Source organism: Pontibacter sp. HSC-36F09 (genome assembly GCF_024171605.1).
Lineage (GTDB): Bacteria > Bacteroidota > Bacteroidia > Cytophagales > Hymenobacteraceae > Pontibacter.
The window spans coordinates 37,820-55,413 of sequence record NZ_JALKAA010000006.1; the positions used below are offsets into that span (position 1 = coordinate 37,820).

The following is a 17,594-nucleotide window of genomic DNA, read 5'->3' on the forward strand; positions in this document are numbered from 1 at the left end:
AGCTTAGCGACTGATTTCCAGTATTTCGAACTCGATCTTGCCGGCCGGTACGGTTATCTCGGCCTTTTCACCAACCGACTTGCCCAACAGGCCTTTCCCGATCGGAGACTTCACGGAAATCTTGCCGGAGGCCAGGTCAGCCTCTTCTTCCGCCACTAGGGTATAGTCCATCACCATGTTGTTTTTCAGATTCTTGATCTTCACCTTCGAGAGGATCAGCGCCTTACTCATGTCCAGGTTCGACTCGTCTATCAGGCGGGCGTTGCCTACTACTTCTTCCAGCTTTGCAATTTTCAGCTCCAGGTGACCCTGTGCGTCCTTGGCGGCGTCATACTCAGCGTTCTCGCTCAAGTCGCCCTTATCGCGTGCTTCTGCCAACTGACGCGCTACTTCCGAGCGACCTTTTGTTTTCAGCTCGTGTAACTCTTCCTTTAGCTTCTGTAAACCTTCAGCGGTGTAATAAGAAATGTTGCTCATAATACTGTCTTCATGTTTTAAAACACAAAAACAAAAAGAACGGCTATGTCAAACATAACCGTTCTTTTTGCCTAATATGTAATTGATTTATTTTCTCTTTTTCAGCCAACCTGCATCAAAACAAGCCGGTGGTTCTGGGTAAGCCACATGCGCACGGGCTTCCCCCGGTGGCACTGATTTGAGCAAATATACAAATTTATTTTAATACAAAATTTTTCGGCGATACTTATTTATCGGCACCAAAAACACTTGTTTGAGGCGCCTGTATCACTTATATACGTAAACGCACCGACGTAGGCCGGGCCCTGTTCGGGTATTCTTACGATAGCTTGCCTGCCTCCTGCAGGGCCTGTATTTTATGTACCAATACCTCATTTATCTTAACATACGACTCATGGGTCCACCCCGCAATATGGGGGGTGAGCACCACATTTTCAGCTGATTTCAGGTAGTCGAAATTCCGGCTTTGATCCTCCGTCAGACTGTGCAGTTTCTCGTTTTCGAGTACATCCAGAGCAGCCCCTTTCAATTTACCAATCTGCAGGTAATGAACCAGGGCCGACTGATCCACCACCTCTCCCCTTGAGGTGTTCATGAACCAGAACTGCTTTTGAAAACTCAGAAAGAAGGCTTCATCTGCAAAGGCCCGGTTTTCAGGTATATAAGGTATATGCAGGCTCACAATATCAGCCTCTGCCTGCAATTCCTCCAGCGACACAGCTTCAGCCGGTGCTGAGATTTTCTCAGGAGCGAACCGGTCGTATGCCAGGATGCGGCAGCCGAAACTACTAAGCACACGGGCAAAGCTTTGCCCCATATTCCCGTAGCCGATAATGCCCACCGTTTTGCCGCCGATCTCCTCCCCTCTGTTTTCTTCGCGTAGCCATACCTTGTCGCGCACCTGCCGGTCGCCTCGCGAAATGTTGCGCATTAAACCGATAAGCATACCCAGGGCATGTTCGCCCACCGCCTGCCGATTTCCTTCATTGGCTCCGAAAAGTGCTATACCTCTCTCCTGCAATGCTTCCGCATCAATATTGTCCAGTCCCGCCCCAGCTCTACCCACGAACCTGAGTTTGTCAGCCAGTTTGATGGTATCGGCCGTAATGCGCATTTTGCTTCGCACGATCAGTCCTTCAAAGCCCACCAGCGCCTCGCATACCTCGATCGGCTTGATATCCGGGCGGTACTCGTAAGCTATACCTATACCTTCCAGCATCGGAAATAGGCTGGCGTGCACTTCGTCTATGATCAGAATACGTGGTTTCGCCATATTATTACAGTTCATACAACATATGCGCTACACCAAAATAAATTGCTAAACCCAATAAGTCATTTGCCGTCGTGATAAACGGACCAGCGGCAACTGCAGGGTTTACACCCAATTTGTCGAGCAACATCGGTGTCAGCGTACCCATGAGCGAGGCCAGCATGACCACTGAGAACAGTGCTACTGATACAACGGTTGAGAGCTTGAGATCCTGCCGGAACAGATAGGTAAAACCAAAAACAAGCGCCGAAATGATAAGGGCATTCAGAAACGCCACCATAATAAGCTTGAAAAGACGCTTGGAGAAATTCTCAAAGATCACCGCGTTGGAAGAGAGCGTCTGAATGATGATGGACGAGGACTGTATACCTACGTTACCGCCCGTGGCCGTAATAAGGGGCACAAACAGCGCGAGCGCCGGCAGCATGGCAATGTCGGCCTCAAAAAAGCCCATAAAATGAGCCGCAAGCAAGCCACCCACCATGCCGATCACAAGCCAGGGTATACGGGAGCGCGAAATGCGGAACACGCTGTCGTCTTCCTCCACATTCTCCGAGATACCCGTCATGAGCTGACGGCTGAGTTCGGCCTGCTCCTGCATTACGTCGATCACGTCGTCAATGGTGATACGACCAAGCAGTTTGCCCTGTATGTTCACGACAGGTATAGCCTCGAGGTCGTACTTCTGCATCACGCTCACCACCTCGTTTTCGTCCCGGAACGACTCGATCGAGATCACGTCCTCGTTGAAAATGTCTTTTACCAGCTTGTCGTCTTTGGAAAGCAGGAGCGTTTTGATACCAAGTCGACCGAGCAAAATATCGCGATTATCCACCACATATACGGTATAGATCCGCTCCACGTCCTCGGCCTGCCGCCGAATCTCCTCGATGCACTGCCGCACACGCCAGTTGATGTTCACTTTGATGAGCTCTTTCGCCATCAGACCACCGGCGCAATCCTCTTCGTAGTGCAGCAGGTCCAGAATGTCGTCCGCCTTCTCCTCGTTCTCGATCAGGGCGATCACCTCCTCGCGACGCTGCACGTTCATCTCGTTCAGGATGTCCACGGCGTCATCCGAGTCCATCAGGTTGACGTAGCGCGCAATCTCCTGGCTGGTGAAATAGGCTAGAAAATCGGTGCGGATGTCGTAGTCAAGATCACTGAGAATCTGCGAACCGGTCTCGGGAGGCAGCAGGTCCAGCACGTACTTCGACTCATTGGTGTCGAGTTCGTAGAGTACCGTCGTAATATCGGCCGGATACATGTCGGTCATGGTTTCCAGCAGGAACCCCTTGTCGTCGCGTGCTATTGCCTCTTCAACCTGTTCTATGTATTCACGTGTGATCTCTACCTGCATGGTATTATATGTTCTGCTCTACGAGCTGGGTCAATGCTATAAAATCCTCTACTGACAACTGCTCTGCCCGCTGGTCAAAGACAGGCTGCGTTGTAACTTCCGGCGGGAGGTTGAAAGTCTTGAGGCAGTTACGCAGTGTTTTGCGCCTTGTTCCAAAACTGTTCTTCACGACAGAGAAAAAAAGCTTCTCGCTGCAAGGCAGGCTCTTCCGGTTGTTGCGCACCACACTGATGACGCCCGACTTCACTTTGGGCGGCGGGTGAAATACGTTTTCATGCACTGTGAACTTATACTCAATGGTATAGAAAGCCTGCAGGAGAACGCTCAAAATGCCATAAGCCTTGGAGCCCGGAGGCGAAGCCAACCGCTCAGCCACCTCTTTCTGGATCATACACACCACTTCCGGCACCACGTCGCGGTGTTCCAGCACTTTAAAAAAAATCTGGCTGGAGATGTTGTAAGGAAAATTGCCGATGATGGAAAACTTGCCCGGAAAAAGCTTGCTTAAATCCGTCTTCAGAAAGTCAGCCGAGATGATGCGGTCGCCCAACTGCGGGAAATGCTGCTGCAGATAGGCAATGGATTCGCGGTCTATGTCCAGTACGGTGGTGCGGTACTCCTTGTGCTCGAGCATATACTGCGTGAGCACACCCATACCCGGGCCGATCTCCAGCACATCCTCCACCCCGCCGGGCAACGTCAGTTGCTCCACTATTTTGCGGGCGATGTTCTGGTCGACCAGAAAGTGCTGGCCCAGGTGCTTTTTCGGACTTACTTTGCTCACGTGCTATGTGTTATGGCACCGGCTGATTAAGACAATTTCGCCGGAAACCCGTTATACCTTATTTAGATGCGCTACCGTTGCCGACAATACCTGCGTCCGTGGTTTTCGCATTACACCATATACTTACTATATTGCGTGCTCCAAAGATACGAATGACAAATGCCAACACAACTCAAATACAACACATCAGTAGGTAAAAATACAGACGTAGCCCTGATTGTGCGGGCTGACCAGACGGATTCGCTCCCAGAGCTGAGCTCAGACGAAACCGCTTACCTGAAACGCCAGCTGGAAGCAGAGGCGAAGATCGTTTCCCTGAACCGCTATACCCAGCGGGTATACGTGGTGGTTTACTCAGAAGGCAAAACTCAGAACGCCACCCGGGAGGCCCTGCGCCAGGCCGGCTATACCTTGCTCAAACAGCTCAAAGCCGACAAAATAGAGGAACTGGCTATTCAGGACCTTACCAAATCGGACGCAAGCCCCTACCTGGCCGAGGGCCTATACCTGAGCAACTACCAGTTCCAGAAATACAAGACTAAAAACAGCAAGCCAAGCCCGCTGCAGACCATCGTGCTGACAGACGAGAACCTGTCGGAGTTTGACGTGATGGAGCTGCAAAACGTGCTCGACGCCGTGACCATCACCCGCGACCTGGTGAACGAGCCGAACAGCCACCAATCAGCTACCCAGTTCAGTGAGCAACTGGTAGAGTTGGGTGAAAAAGCCGGTTTTACGACGCAGGTGTTTAACGAACTGCAGATTCAGTCGCTTAAAATGGGTGGTTTACTGGCCGTGAACCTGGGCAGCGAAGAACCGCCTACTTTTAATATATTAGAGTGGAAGCCGGAAGGCGCTACTAACACCAAACCTTACGTGCTGGCAGGTAAAGGCGTGGTATACGACACCGGTGGCCTCAGCCTGAAGCCAACACCACAGTCCATGGACTTCATGAAGTCCGACATGGCCGGTGCCGCTGCCGTAACCGGTGTCATGTACGCACTGGCAAAAAACAATGTGCAGCTGCATGTCATCGCGCTTATACCTGCCACCGACAACCGTCCGGGCGGCAAGGCTTATGCGCCGGGTGACGTGCTCACTATGCACAACGGCATGACAGTAGAAGTACTCAACACCGACGCCGAAGGCCGCCTGATCCTGGCAGATGCCCTGAGCTTTGCACAAAAGTATAAGCCTGAGCTGGTGATCGACATGGCCACCCTGACCGGAGCCGCGGCCCGCGCGATCGGCAAAGAAGGCCTGGTGGCGATGAGCAATGCCGGCGATGACGTGATGACAGCCTTGAAAAAAGCCGGTGAGGCAGAGCATGAGCGCATTGTGGAGTTTCCGCTTTGGGACGAGTATAAGAAGCACATCGAGTCGGACATAGCCGACATCAAGAACCTGGGCGGTGCCGAGGCGGGTGCTATTTCGGCGGGTGTGTTCCTGGAGTATTTCACCGACTACCCGTGGGTGCACTTTGACATCGCCGGCACGGCCTACCTGCTGGGCGAAGACTCTTACCGTGGCAAACTGGCCACCGGATCGGGCGTGCGCCTGGTTTACAACTACCTTAGCTCTCTGGCTAACTAAGCAACAAATGGACAACAGATACAAAGCAAAAATAGGCATCAGCATTGGCGATACGAACGGCATCGGCCCGGAGATCATCGTCAAAACCCTTTCAGACCAGCGCATCCTCAATTTCTGCACGCCCGTGATCTACGGTACTGCCGCAGTTATGAACCAGGTGCGCAAAGCCCTGAGTGCGGAACATTTCCACTACCAGCAAGTGGTTTCCGCACAGGAACTTATACCTAAAAAGATCAACCTGGTCAGCTGCTGGGAAGAAGACATCGCCGTAGAGCCAGGCACACCAAAACCGGAATCCGGCAAGGCCTCACTTGACTCGCTGCTTGCCGCCTCCCGCGACCTGAAAGCTGGTTTACTGGACGGCCTGGTAACCGCCCCGATCGACAAAGACAACATCCAGTCCGAGGAGTTCCGCTTCCCGGGCCATACTGAGTTTTTGACCTCCTACTTCGATGCGGCCGACAGCCTGATGCTGCTCGTGGCCGACGACCTGCGCGTAGCCACGGTGACAGGCCATATACCTGTCAAGGAGGTAGCCAGCAAACTTAACTTCGACCTGATCATCCGCAAGATCACCATCCTGCAGGAATCACTGCGCCATGATTTCGGCATTCTGAAGCCGCGGATTGCTGTGTTGGGCCTGAATCCGCATGCCGGTGAGAAAGGATTGTTGGGAACCGAGGAACTGGAGATCATCCGCCCGGCCGTGATGCACCTGAAAGACAAAGGGCATCTGGTATTTGGCCCCTACCCTGCCGACGGCTTCTTTGGCATGCGCATGTATAAGCAGTTCGATGCAGTGTTGAGCATGTACCACGACCAGGGGCTTATACCTTTCAAGACGCTCGCCATGGAGACTGGCGTGAACTACACGGCCGGTCTGCCGATCGTGCGCACCTCACCGGACCACGGTACCGCCTACGACATAGCCGGCAAACACACAGCCGATGAAACCTCTTTCAGAGAAGCGCTGTTCCTTGCCTGCGACATCATAAAAAAGCGCCAGACAGAGCAAAAGGCTGTTTTATAAATCGGGCTGCTATTTTATTTGTCAAAATAATGTTCTAATTTTGCGTCTTGCAATAAAAACACGGTAGTGAAAAAGCTTAAAGACTACGAAATCGGCATAGCCAAACTCAGTAACAGAAAGCATGATTACGAGTTTGAGATAGACGATTCATTCTTTGCTTTGTTTGAGCAGGAGATCATACTGGGGGGAAAACTACTGGCTAAAGTAGAGCTCGATAAGACCGAGTCGCTGCTGACGCTGCATTTTGACATAAAAGGGCACGTGCGCCTCACCTGTGACCGCAGTCTGGAGGAATTTGACCAGCCGCTGGATATCGAAGAGACGCTGCTGATCAAGTATGGAGAGGAAAACACCGAACTGGATGAGGACTTGTGGCAGATTACGCCTGAGACGCAGACGCTCAACGTGGCACAGCACCTGTATGATTACATTGGCTTATCGCTGCCAATGAAGAAGCTCCACCCACGTTTTTTGGAGGAGCAGGACGAAGAAGATGAAAGGGATATCCTGATCTACTCTTCGCGCCAGGCGGGCGACAGTGAAGGAAATGACAACGGTGGAGATGACGACGATGACGTTGACCCGCGTTGGGATGCCTTGAAAAACCTGAACTAACAAGCAGTAGAATAATAAAGTATTACATAACAGCAAGTAAATTTATAACTAAAAATGGCACATCCTAAACGCAAGATTTCGAAGACCAGAAGAGATAAGAGAAGAACTCACCAGAAACTCTCTGAGAAAGCGATTGCAATCTGCCCTACTACAGACACTCCTCACCTGTTTCACCATGCTTACGTGGTAGAAGGCGACCTGTACCACAAAGGCAAACTGGCGATCAAAAATTATACAGCAAACGCTCAGTAACCCAAGTCTGTACTCCGTTTAAGTTCTGTATAATTTAACGTCATCCAGTACATGAGAATCGCCCTGGACGCTATGGGCGGCGACTATGCACCTGAAGCAAACGTGAAGGGTGCTATGTTAGCTGCAGAACAGCTCGAAGAAGATTATGAAATCCTGCTTATTGGCAAGGAAGATATTCTGAATCAGCTGCTGAAAGAATATGGTTACACTGGATCTGTAATAAAGGTGGTGAACGCCACCCAGGTAATTGACATGGGAGAACATCCCACCAAAGCACTTACCCAGAAGCCAGACTCCAGTATTGCTGTAGGTTTTGGTATGCTTAAGGCTGGAAAAGCACATGCTTTTTGCAGCACCGGCAATACCGGAGCAATGCTGGTAGGAGCCATGTTCAGCGTAAAAGCCGTTGAAGGTATATTAAGACCATCTATCGGCGGTTTGGTACCAAAGCTCAATGGTGGCTTCGGTATTATACTGGATGTGGGTGCTAACGCTGACTGTAAACCTGAAGTACTGGAGCAGTTCGGCGAAATTGGTTCTATCTACGCCAAATACGTACTGGAAATCGAAAATCCGAAAGTCGGGTTGATGAACCTGGGCGAAGAAGAAGGCAAAGGCACTGTCAACACACAGGCAGCGCACCAGCGCCTCAAAGTTAACCCAAACATCAACTTCATCGGCAACATCGAAGGACGCGACATGTTCAACGACAAAGCTGATGTGATCGTGTGCGACGGGTATACCGGCAATATCATCCTGAAGATGGCGGAGTCTGTATACGACATCCTCAACGCGAAGAACATGCACGATCCGTTTTTCGACAAATTCAACTACGAGGCCGTAGGCGGCAGCCCGATCCTGGGTATCAATGGCAACGCCGTTATAGGACATGGTGTCTCTTCCCCACTGGCTGTCTGCAACATGGTGCTGCAGGCCCAGAAAATGGTAGCCACTAACCTGTCTGAGCGATTTAAAAAGCATACGGGCGTCTAATAAAAGACGCTGGCCCTGGCCAAAAACATTTCCTGGCACAAACTGTCTCACTACTCTTTTTGCGTAATGACGGTTTGTGCCAAGTTTTTTTTATTATATTGCCGTCTTAAATATCCAACACTTATACCTTTCACAATATGAGTAAAATTACTGCCGCGATCACTGGAGTGGCTGGTTATGTTCCGGACTACGTGCTTACGAACAAGGAACTGGAAACAATGGTAGAAACCAATGATGAATGGATCCTTTCACGAACCGGTATTAAGGAAAGGCGCATTCTGAAAGGCGAAGGCAAAGGCACCTCACACATTGCAGTACCGGCAGTACTCGACTTACTCAAAAAAACCAATACCAAAGCAGAAGAAATAGAACTCCTCATCTGCGCCACGACCACCCCCGACATGGTTTTCCCGGCCACGGCCAACCTGATCACGGCTGAAGTAGGCGCCGTAAATGCCTTCGGTTACGACCTGCAGGCAGCCTGCTCCGGTTTCCTTTTCGCGCTGGCCACCGCCTCTAAGTTCATCGAGTCAGGACAGTACAAAAAAGTGATCGTGGTAGGAGCCGATAAGATGTCTGCTATCGTTGATTATACTGACCGTGCTACCTGTATCATTTTTGGTGATGGCGGCGGCGCTGTGATGCTGGAGCCAAATACAGAAGGCTACGGAATACAGGACTCCGTATTGAAGTCTGATGGCACTGGCGCGCAGTACCTGCATATGAAAGCGGGCGGTAGCCGCAAACCTGCTACTATCGAAACGGTGCAGGCGCGTGAGCATTACGCTTATCAGGAAGGACAGCAGGTATTTAAGTTCGCTGTGAAGGGTATGGCAGATGTATCGGCTGAAGTGATGGAGCGCAACAACCTGACAGCAGAAGATGTTGCCTGGCTGGTTCCGCATCAGGCAAACAAGCGCATCATCGACGCGACAGCTAACCGCATGGGCGTGGGCAGTGACAAAGTGATGCTCAACATCGAGCGTTATGGCAACACAACAAGTGGCACCATTCCACTTTGCCTCTGGGAATATGAGAAACAGCTGAAAAAAGGTGACAACCTGATTCTGGCGGCATTCGGTGGCGGTTTTACATGGGGCGCCATCTATTTGAAGTGGGCTTACGATTCGAAATAATTCACTCTGATAATAAACAGGAAAAGCGGCTAATATGCCGCTTTTCCTGTTTATAGACCTTATTTCCGGATCATTTATACCATATCGGCTCGCAATGCAAGTCGCTTCTCCAGTTGCATGAGCAGTTCCTGAAAACGGTCAGATAGCTTCTCTATGTCCTTCATCCCCGCATGCGCCTGGTCAATGCTGCCGTTTCGGTAGAGGCTGAACAGCTGGTTTGCGTTTGTCAGCAACTCGCTGTGTGTTTTCTGTAAACTGTAAAGCTCTGGCTCACTGCCATACTTTTCCTTTCCAACCTGCAGAAACCAATGACTGATCGGGCCTGCATCTGAGAAAAATACGCTATCGAGCACCCCTCCGTACAGCACAGAGCGCACCTTGGACTTAAACAGAATATGTTTAATCCGGATCTGCTGTAAATCTACCTGTGCTGAATTCACGTGTCTCTTTCCTAAATGCTGCGGCTACTACAACTCACCTACTGCTATACCTAACTCTTGCAGTTTTTTCTTCATTTGATATTTATCGGTCACATTAAAACCCGCGACCAGTATACCAATTATTTGCGTATGCTCATCAAATAGCGGCTGGAAGATAAAGGTAAGGTAATTATCCTCCAGTTTGCCCTCCGGAGTAGAGAGCTTCACAACAATCTCCCTGGCTTCGAACGTTTCACCCGTCTGATATACATTATTCAGTACATCTATGTAGCCCTGATCAGCAATTTCCGGCAAAGCTTCTGCCACCGTTTTACCGATTAGGGTTACATGCGGGAACAGTTCCTGGTACTTCGTGTTTACGAGTTCATAACGGTGTTCCTTACCCTTCAGAATAGCGAAGAAAGTCGGGGCCTGCATGATCAAACGCTCTAGGGTCATTCGCTCGTTCTCGACTTTGCGGAAAGCGAGCTGCACTTGATCCGCCAGTTCGGACATTTGCTCGTTGCTTGCGAGGAGCTCCTGCACCAGATTCTTCATGTCGTGGATATCGCTGCAACTGCCAAGCCACATCCTGATCTCACCATCTTCATTTCGCATGGGCAGGTAGCGGCTCAGGTACCAACGATAATCGCCTTCCTTATCGCGTATGCGAATTTCCACCTGGCTGGCCTCCCCTTTCTCGAGCGACTGCTGCCATACTTTAGAGGCGCTCTGCAAGTCATCCGGATGAATGGCTGCTTTCCAGCCACCCGCCATCAACTGCTCCGTCGCTATACCTGTATAGGCTTCCCACTGCTTATTAAAATAGGTCGAATCCCCAGCTGCATCATCGGCATCGATGAGTTGCGGCATGGAGTCTGCCATGAACCGGAATTTCTGCTCGATGTCCTGCAAAGCCTTCTTTGTTTCTTCCCGCTCTGTCACATCTTTGGTTTCCTGCAGCACATACAGCAATTCGCCCTGCTCATTCAGAATGGGTGTATGGGAGGCTTCCCAGCAACGCTCGTCGTAGCCGCTTCCGTCAGGTCGGGCAATCGCATAGCGTATCACGTCGAGGTATACCTTCCGGCCTTTGCGGATGGCCTCTTCAATAGAAAGCCGCACCGGATTATCTTCATAGGGCACATTAGGCTCTGGGTAGGCTTCCAGCAAAAAATGTTTGCCCAGAATATTGTCCAGCTGCCGCATCGTTACTTCCAGATACCGCTTATTGGCCCCTACGATTTTCATATCGGGGTCAAGCAGTACCATAGCTTCCGGGGTGTTGTCAAAGATGAGCTTATAATCCATGCAAAGGAGAGATTTACATTAAAAAAACGCACTGGTCAGGTGCTGTGGGCATACAGCCATACGCAGACAAGGATAAAAGCGCCTATGCTGGCACGGCCTTTTTTAAAATAATCGCTAATTTATATAAAATAAATGACTCGTCGCGCTATACTCCGGACTTTGTGGTAAGGATACATCCGGCTTGCTTTCCATGCGAATTGCCCTAAGCTTTTTAATCAATATTTGAGTATAATAGCTAACTTTGTTTGCAAGACAGCGATTTGCGCTATACTTTTATCGTTTCATTCAATTTCAAGCGTAACAACAGCATACTATGGCAACCACAGCTGATATCAGAAATGGTCTGTGTATGGAATTTAACAACGACCTTTATGTAGTTGTTGAGTTTCAGCACGTTAAACCAGGCAAAGGCCCAGCTTTCGTGAGAACGAAAATGCGCAACATCAAAACCGGAAAAATGTTAGATAACACTTTCTCGGCTGGTCATAAGATCACTACTGCCCGTGTGGAGCAGCGCCCGCACCAGTTCATCTACAAAGATGACATGGGCTACAACTTTATGGACATGAATACCTTCGAGCAGGTTGCCCTGGACGAGAAAATGGTACCATTTGCTGACCTGATGAAAGAAGGCCAGGAAGTGACAATCCTGTTCCATGCCGAGACGGAGGCCCCGCTTACCTGCGAGATTCCTCCTTTTGTGGAGTTGACCATTACATACACCGAGCCGGGCCTGAAAGGCGACACGGCCACCAATGCATCCAAACCAGCTATTGTAGAAACAGGCGCCACTATTCAGGTACCGTTGTTTATTGGGCAGGACGAAAAAATCAAAGTAGACACACGAACTTATTCTTACGCAGAACGAGTAAAATAACAACATGAAAGCTAAAGAAATCCAGGACCTTATTGACTTTATCGCCAAGTCTGGCTTGAATAAAGTAAACATTGAGACAGAAGAATTCAAGATCTCGGTGAAGCGCGATCCAGACCAGAAGGTGAGCTATGTGAAAGAGTCAGCAAGCGCTGCGCATCACGCGGCAGCCCCTGCCGCCGCTCCGGCTGCCTTACCTCAGGCTCCTGCCGCCCCAGCCACTCCGGCAGTCCCAGCTGCTGCGCCGGCCAGCGACGACAGCAAATACATCGCCATCAAAGCACCCATGATCGGTACATTCTATCGCTCTTCCAGCCCGGACAAGCCAGCATTTGTAAACGTAGGCGACGAAGTCAAAAAGGGACAGGTAATCTGTATCATCGAAGCGATGAAGCTTTTCAATGAAATCGAGTCAGAGGTGTCTGGCAAGATCGTAAAAGTGTTGGTGGACAATGCCAACCCAGTGGAATACGACCAGCCGCTATACCTGGTAGATCCTAGCTAATTCATCGATTTGAAAATTTGAAAATGTGAGGATATGAAAATGGAGATGGCCAATACCCTCTCCATTTTTATATCAATTTCACGCTAATCTCTACATTTCCAAATCTCAGAATCTCCAAAACTGACATTATGTTTAAAAAAATACTAATCGCCAACAGAGGCGAGATTGCCCTGCGCATCATTCGTACCTGTAAGGAGATGGGCATCAAAACGGTGGCCGTATACTCTACGGCTGACAAGGAGAGCCTGCACGTACGTTTTGCTGATGAAGCCGTATGCATTGGCCCTCCTCCAAGTGCGCAGTCATACCTGAACATGCCCAATCTGATCTCGGCTGCCGAGATCACCAATGCCGACGCCATTCACCCGGGTTACGGCTTCCTTTCTGAAAATGCTGAGTTCTCCCGTATCTGCGCCGAGCACAACATCAAATTCATCGGTGCCTCTCCGGAAATGATCAACTCCATGGGCGACAAGTCCTCCGCCAAAGACACCATGAAAAAAGCGGGCGTACCGACCATACCTGGTTCTGACGGCCTGTTGAAGTCGCTGGAAGAGGGCAAGAAGCTGGCAAAGAAGATTAAGTACCCAGTGATCATCAAGGCGACAGCCGGTGGTGGTGGCCGTGGTATGCGCATTATCAAGCACGAGGACGAGTTCGAGAAAGCCTGGAACGATGCCCGCACCGAGTCGAAGGCTGCTTTCGGCAACGATGGTCTATACCTGGAGAAATACATTGAGGAGCCGCGTCACATCGAGATCCAGTTGATCGGTGACCAGCACGGACAGGTAGCGCACCTTTCGGAGCGTGACTGCTCTATCCAGCGTCGTCACCAGAAACTGGTGGAGGAAACTCCTTCCCCGTTCATTACTGACGACCTGCGCGACCGCATGGGTAAAGCGGCCATCAAGGGTGCCAAAGCCATCAACTACGAAGGTGTTGGCACGATTGAGTTCCTGGTAGATAAGCACCGCGAATTCTACTTCATGGAGATGAACACCCGTATCCAGGTAGAGCACCCGATTACGGAAGAGGTCATTGACTACGACCTGATCAAAGAGCAGATCAAGGTAGCCGCCGGCGAGCGTATCACGGGCAAGAACTACTACCCGAAGATGCACGCCATCGAGTGCCGCATTAACGCGGAGGATCCGAAGAACGGTTTCCGTCCTTCTCCGGGCAAGATTACCAATCTGCATGTGCCAGGCGGACACGGTGTACGCGTAGACTCACACGTTTACTCTGGTTATACCATCCCGTCGAACTACGACTCCATGATCGCGAAGCTGATTGTGACGGCGCAGACACGCGAAGAGGCGCTTGTGAAAATGAAGCGCGCCTTGAGCGAGTTCGTGATTGAAGGCGTGAAAACTACGGTGCCATTCCACCTGAAACTGATGGATGACCCGGGCTTCAAGGAAGGTAACTTCACCACAGCTTACCTGGACAACTTCGACTTCAGCTCATTGTAAGCTCCGAATTTATTAAACGAAAGAAAACCGACTCCGAAACAGGGTCGGTTTTTTTGTTTGGCCCGATATATGTGGTTTTAAAATATAGAGACATTATCATATTTACTTAACTTAGTCTCGCACCTCACACGAAACAGAAATGAAACCAAGCAGTCTCTTTATTACTCTTCTATGGACAGTATTGGCGCTGCAGCTGAGTGGCTGTGCAACTATGATTACGATGGAGACGGTTCGCCCCCCTGTGGTGCGGGTGAGCCCCGACCAGTGGAAAGTGCTGGTCGTGAACCGCTACGATGCGGCTGCACAGGCTACTAATAAAAATGAAAACGTGACAGCCGTACTACGCGACGGAGCCTACCAAGCTGCCGGGGGTGTTATGGGTGCTATCTACAACGATTCGACTTTTGTGCTGGTCAACCCGGATCAGGCCATCAGTCTGCCTGCCAGTATGGAGCGGCTTAACGACGAAGAAATTGACGGACTTTTTAAGCAGTATGGCCCACACCTGATCCTAACGCTCGACAAGTTCAAAACTGGCTTTGGGAAAGTGGTAGACAGCTATGATGATGAAGACGGCGACAGGACCAAAATTGCCAATTATGACCTGGTCGTAGCAAGCACGTGGTCGCTGTACGACAGCACAGGTATGCTGCTGGACCAGGCAACGGTGGAGCAGCAGGAATTTTACGATTCACGAACCGTGGTGAGCGGACTGCTAGCTATTGGTCCGGCTATGGGCAAAGCAGGGCCTGTGGTGAACCGGCTGGCGGTAGAGACAGGCTACAGCTATTGGGATAGGTTCTATCCACAACCGACACTGTTGGTACGCCAGGTACACATGGCGAGTCCGCTGCAAGATGCCCACATCATGTTGCTCCTGGGGCAGTTTCAGCAGGCTATTGCCACACTACAGCCTTTGGCACAGGATCTCTCGTCTAAAACAGGTATAAAGGCAGCCCATAACCTGGCTATTGCCTACGAGGCCGCCGGTGACTACGAACAAGCCACTTATTGGGCACGACAGGCAGAAAGCAAAGGAGATAAACTAGCTAGCAAACTGCTCGAACTCTGGACCAATGCCGGCCTGATTAAGTAGTGATCACCTCACGAAAACAGCAAAGCCCGACCAAATTGGCCGGGCTTTGCTGTTTTATGTGCTATACCTAAACCTTAGCTAGTAGCAGCTTGAGCTTCTTTTTCGATCAACTCGGTAAGTTCGCTATACCAACTCTCCCCATATTTACGGATCAGTGGTTCCTTCAGGAACTGGTATACCTTCACACCAAGGTCAGCCCCAAAATTGCAGGCCGCAGCGCAAATGCTCCAACGGTCGTAGTTCAGCGCCTCGAAATCATCATACTTGGTAATACGAATGGGGTACAGGTGGCAGGAAATGGGCTTCTTCCAGCTGATCTTGCCATCGTAATAGGCCTGCTCAATGGCACACTTCAGTATACCCTGGTTATCGTATAAGGCGTAGGCGCACTCCCGGTTTTCGATGGTTGGTGTGGAGTAATCGCCTTCAAAATCCTGGATGTACAGCCCCTGCTCTTCCACGGCCAGTTTTCCGGCTCCCGTCATGTAGGGTTTGATGTGCTCGTAGTTATCCGCCAGTATAGCCAGTTCTTCTTCCTCCAGCGGAGCGCCCAGATCGCCCTCGACACAACAGGCCCCTTTGCATTTCTCAAGATTGCAGACGAAGAAATTATCACGGATGTCGTCACTGATGACGGTATTCTGAAGAACGATCATGTAAGTAATGGAATAAGCTTCTCTAACCGGCCTCACCGGCAGATAAGAGACAAAATTAAAGTTAAATAAGTTTAGACTAGCGCTTGGTTCCCCTTGCTCCTGCGGCCGTCAATATATTCTGCACGCTTTCGCGCTTGGTATAGTCCATGGCTGTTTTGCCAGAAAAGTCGCGCAAGCTTGGGTCAGCACCGGCATTGATCAGCATCACGATCACCTCGTTGCCACCGTCCAGCTGACAGGCCAGCATCAGTGGCGTCAGGCCTTCCAGGTTCTGGATATTCGGGTTGGCACCTCCTTTCAGCAAACGGTTCATCTCCATCATGTGCGTACCGTTAGCAAAGCGAACTGCATAGTAGAGCGGGGTATTACCTTTGTTGTCCACGATGTTCGGATCCGCCTTGTAGTTGAACAGGGTATCCAGCAACTGAGCCTGCTCAATTTCAAATTCCTCGGTATTGATACGGGCACCATACATGGCATAGTGCAGGGCGGTCTTCCCATCCTGATCGGTTGCATTGACGTCGGCGCCGCCACCTAGCAGCAGGCTCGCCACTTCCAGTCGAACTTTCGGCTGGTAAATCACGCCATAGTCTTCGAGCAGCAACGGAATGTAAATGCCGTGCATGAGCGGGGTGCGCAGCCTGAAGTCAAAATCATAACCGTTTGGCACAGACACAGTGTTGACGTAGGCACCACTTTCCAGCGACCGCTTCACTACTTCGGGGTTACGCTCAATGACTGCCAGCACCAGTTTCTGGTCAGAAGACTGATTGAGGTACTTGAGTTGCTCAAAGGCATTGGAACTGCCCTGCGAGATAGCCTGGTGGTACAGTTTGCGTGCTTTATCAGGCTCAGGCTTTCCCAGGTTGCCTTCTTCGTAAAGCAGACCCAAGGTATAGAGGGCTTCTTTTTCTCCGACAGCGGCACCTTTCTCGAGCCAGTACTTCGCCTGTGCTACATTCTCTTTCACGCCCTCCCCTCTCAGGTATAGGTTTGCCAAAGAGGTATAGGCTACCACGTCGTTGAGCTCAGCGGCCCGCTTGATGTAGGTATAGGCATACCCTTTGTCCTCCATTTCGCCGTAGCCGGTATAATACATACTACCCAGAATGCGGTTACTGAAGGCATCCCCTGCTATAGCCATGTCGCGGATGTCGAGGGCTGCACTGCGCATGAGTCGTGTAAAGCGCTGCTTATCTTCGTCGTTACGGATGGTCATTAACTCAGCCAAACCCAGATTACCGAATAGACTACTGCCTTCCAGCGCCTTTTCGAACAGGATGCGAGCGGTGTCAGGATCGGCTTTGTAGAACTTCTCAGGGTTGCGCACATAGGCCACTGAGTCAGATGTTATGATATCGTCAATCGGCGCTCCGTCTTCCACCAACTCGCCGTACTGATGCATGCGGCCCATAAAGTAATAGGCCGCTGCTTCGTCACGTGCTGCTGCCTGGCGGAACTTGGCGTAAGCCTCGTTGTACTTTAATCCGATATAGAGGTCCATACCTTCCTGCATTTCCGGAGTGCGCCATACCTGATTGGCAGAGCGAGGAACCTTCACCAGTTTCAGGGAGTCAGGTATAATCTTGACAACCTGGCTGGTATCGGATTGCGCCACGGCCAGATGCCCGGCCGGGAGCAGTGCAAGGAACAGGAGTAGTTTCTTCATGCGTGGTAATGGGATCATATATTTCTCAGGTATAAAGCAGCCAAATGCCCACTTCAACCTTCTTAACTTTACAAAGATACAG

The 17,594-nt window shown here is 50.6% G+C and carries 18 protein-coding genes; 10 read left to right on the forward strand and 8 right to left on the reverse strand.

Translation table 11 applies throughout. The annotated features are described in order from the left end of the window. Positions 1–3: 3 nt before the first annotated feature. The 4 genes from greA to rsmA form a co-directional block, all read right to left on the reverse strand. Complete coding sequence (gene greA, locus L1278_RS16120) at positions 4–477, reverse strand: transcription elongation factor GreA (RefSeq protein WP_188499819.1); 474 nt, start codon at positions 475–477, stop codon at positions 4–6. 319 nt (positions 478–796) lie between these two features. Next, positions 797–1,750 (reverse strand): NAD(P)-dependent oxidoreductase, encoded by a 954-nt coding sequence (locus tag L1278_RS16125; RefSeq protein ID WP_253406051.1) that lies wholly within the window; start codon positions 1,748–1,750, stop codon positions 797–799. Positions 1,751–1,754: 4 nt separating this feature from the next. Continuing rightward, entirely contained in the window at positions 1,755–3,107 is a 1,353-nt protein-coding gene (gene mgtE / locus L1278_RS16130) for a magnesium transporter (RefSeq protein ID WP_253406052.1), read from the reverse strand. 4 nt (positions 3,108–3,111) lie between these two features. Then, positions 3,112–3,891: a 16S rRNA (adenine(1518)-N(6)/adenine(1519)-N(6))-dimethyltransferase RsmA gene (gene rsmA, locus L1278_RS16135; protein WP_253406053.1), complete on the reverse strand. Its 780-nt coding sequence runs from the start codon at positions 3,889–3,891 to the stop codon at positions 3,112–3,114. Between the two features lie 159 nt (positions 3,892–4,050). Here rsmA and L1278_RS16140 point away from each other — a divergent pair, with 159 nt between their 5' ends. The 6 genes from L1278_RS16140 (at position 4,051) to L1278_RS16165 (ending at position 9,510) form a co-directional block, all read left to right on the forward strand. Then, positions 4,051–5,484 (forward strand): M17 family metallopeptidase, encoded by a 1,434-nt coding sequence (locus L1278_RS16140; protein ID WP_253406054.1) that lies wholly within the window; start codon positions 4,051–4,053, stop codon positions 5,482–5,484. A 7-nt stretch (positions 5,485–5,491) separates the two neighbouring features. Next, positions 5,492–6,514: a 4-hydroxythreonine-4-phosphate dehydrogenase PdxA gene (gene pdxA, locus L1278_RS16145; protein ID WP_253406055.1), complete on the forward strand. Its 1,023-nt coding sequence runs from the start codon at positions 5,492–5,494 to the stop codon at positions 6,512–6,514. Between the two features lie 66 nt (positions 6,515–6,580). Then, positions 6,581–7,129: a YceD family protein gene (locus tag L1278_RS16150; protein ID WP_253406056.1), complete on the forward strand. Its 549-nt coding sequence runs from the start codon at positions 6,581–6,583 to the stop codon at positions 7,127–7,129. A gap of 54 nt (positions 7,130–7,183) precedes the next feature. Then, entirely contained in the window at positions 7,184–7,381 is a 198-nt protein-coding gene (gene rpmF / locus L1278_RS16155) for a 50S ribosomal protein L32 (protein ID WP_076666519.1), read from the forward strand. 51 nt (positions 7,382–7,432) lie between these two features. Next, positions 7,433–8,374 carry a phosphate acyltransferase PlsX gene (plsX, locus tag L1278_RS16160; RefSeq protein WP_253406057.1) on the forward strand — a complete coding sequence of 314 codons (942 nt, stop codon included), beginning with the start codon at positions 7,433–7,435 and terminating at the stop codon, positions 8,372–8,374. Positions 8,375–8,511: 137 nt separating this feature from the next. Then, the gene (locus L1278_RS16165) at positions 8,512–9,510 is read left to right on the forward strand and encodes a beta-ketoacyl-ACP synthase III (protein ID WP_253406058.1); all 999 of its coding nucleotides are present in this window, start codon (positions 8,512–8,514) and stop codon (positions 9,508–9,510) included. A gap of 74 nt (positions 9,511–9,584) precedes the next feature. Here the strand turns inward: L1278_RS16165 and L1278_RS16170 are convergent, their stop codons facing one another. Both L1278_RS16170 and L1278_RS16175 read right to left on the reverse strand, forming a co-directional pair. Next, a complete protein-coding gene (locus tag L1278_RS16170; protein ID WP_253406059.1) occupies positions 9,585–9,950 on the reverse strand; it encodes a histidine kinase in 366 nt (121 codons plus the stop codon). A 27-nt stretch (positions 9,951–9,977) separates the two neighbouring features. Further along, positions 9,978–11,240 carry a PAS domain-containing protein gene (locus tag L1278_RS16175; protein WP_253406060.1) on the reverse strand — a complete coding sequence of 421 codons (1,263 nt, stop codon included), beginning with the start codon at positions 11,238–11,240 and terminating at the stop codon, positions 9,978–9,980. A gap of 313 nt (positions 11,241–11,553) precedes the next feature. On the opposite strand from L1278_RS16175, the gene efp reads away from it, so the two are divergent. The 4 genes from efp to L1278_RS16195 all read left to right on the forward strand — a co-directional run bounded on the left by efp (position 11,554) and on the right by L1278_RS16195 (position 15,187). Next, a complete protein-coding gene (efp, locus tag L1278_RS16180; protein WP_253406061.1) occupies positions 11,554–12,117 on the forward strand; it encodes an elongation factor P in 564 nt (187 codons plus the stop codon). Between the two features lie 4 nt (positions 12,118–12,121). Further along, the gene (gene accB / locus L1278_RS16185; RefSeq protein ID WP_253406062.1) at positions 12,122–12,619 is read left to right on the forward strand and encodes an acetyl-CoA carboxylase biotin carboxyl carrier protein; all 498 of its coding nucleotides are present in this window, start codon (positions 12,122–12,124) and stop codon (positions 12,617–12,619) included. 128 nt (positions 12,620–12,747) lie between these two features. Beyond that, the gene (gene accC / locus L1278_RS16190; protein WP_253406063.1) at positions 12,748–14,091 is read left to right on the forward strand and encodes an acetyl-CoA carboxylase biotin carboxylase subunit; all 1,344 of its coding nucleotides are present in this window, start codon (positions 12,748–12,750) and stop codon (positions 14,089–14,091) included. Positions 14,092–14,230: 139 nt separating this feature from the next. Then, positions 14,231–15,187, forward strand: coding sequence for a DUF6340 family protein (locus tag L1278_RS16195; RefSeq protein WP_253406064.1), 957 nt, complete (start codon positions 14,231–14,233; stop codon positions 15,185–15,187). A gap of 74 nt (positions 15,188–15,261) precedes the next feature. On the opposite strand, the gene L1278_RS16200 is transcribed toward L1278_RS16195, so the two are convergent. Beyond that, positions 15,262–15,843 (reverse strand): DUF3109 family protein, encoded by a 582-nt coding sequence (locus L1278_RS16200; protein WP_253406065.1) that lies wholly within the window; start codon positions 15,841–15,843, stop codon positions 15,262–15,264. A gap of 76 nt (positions 15,844–15,919) precedes the next feature. Beyond that, positions 15,920–17,530: an ankyrin repeat domain-containing protein gene (locus tag L1278_RS16205; RefSeq protein WP_253406066.1), complete on the reverse strand. Its 1,611-nt coding sequence runs from the start codon at positions 17,528–17,530 to the stop codon at positions 15,920–15,922. Between the last annotated feature and the right edge of the window lie 64 nt (positions 17,531–17,594).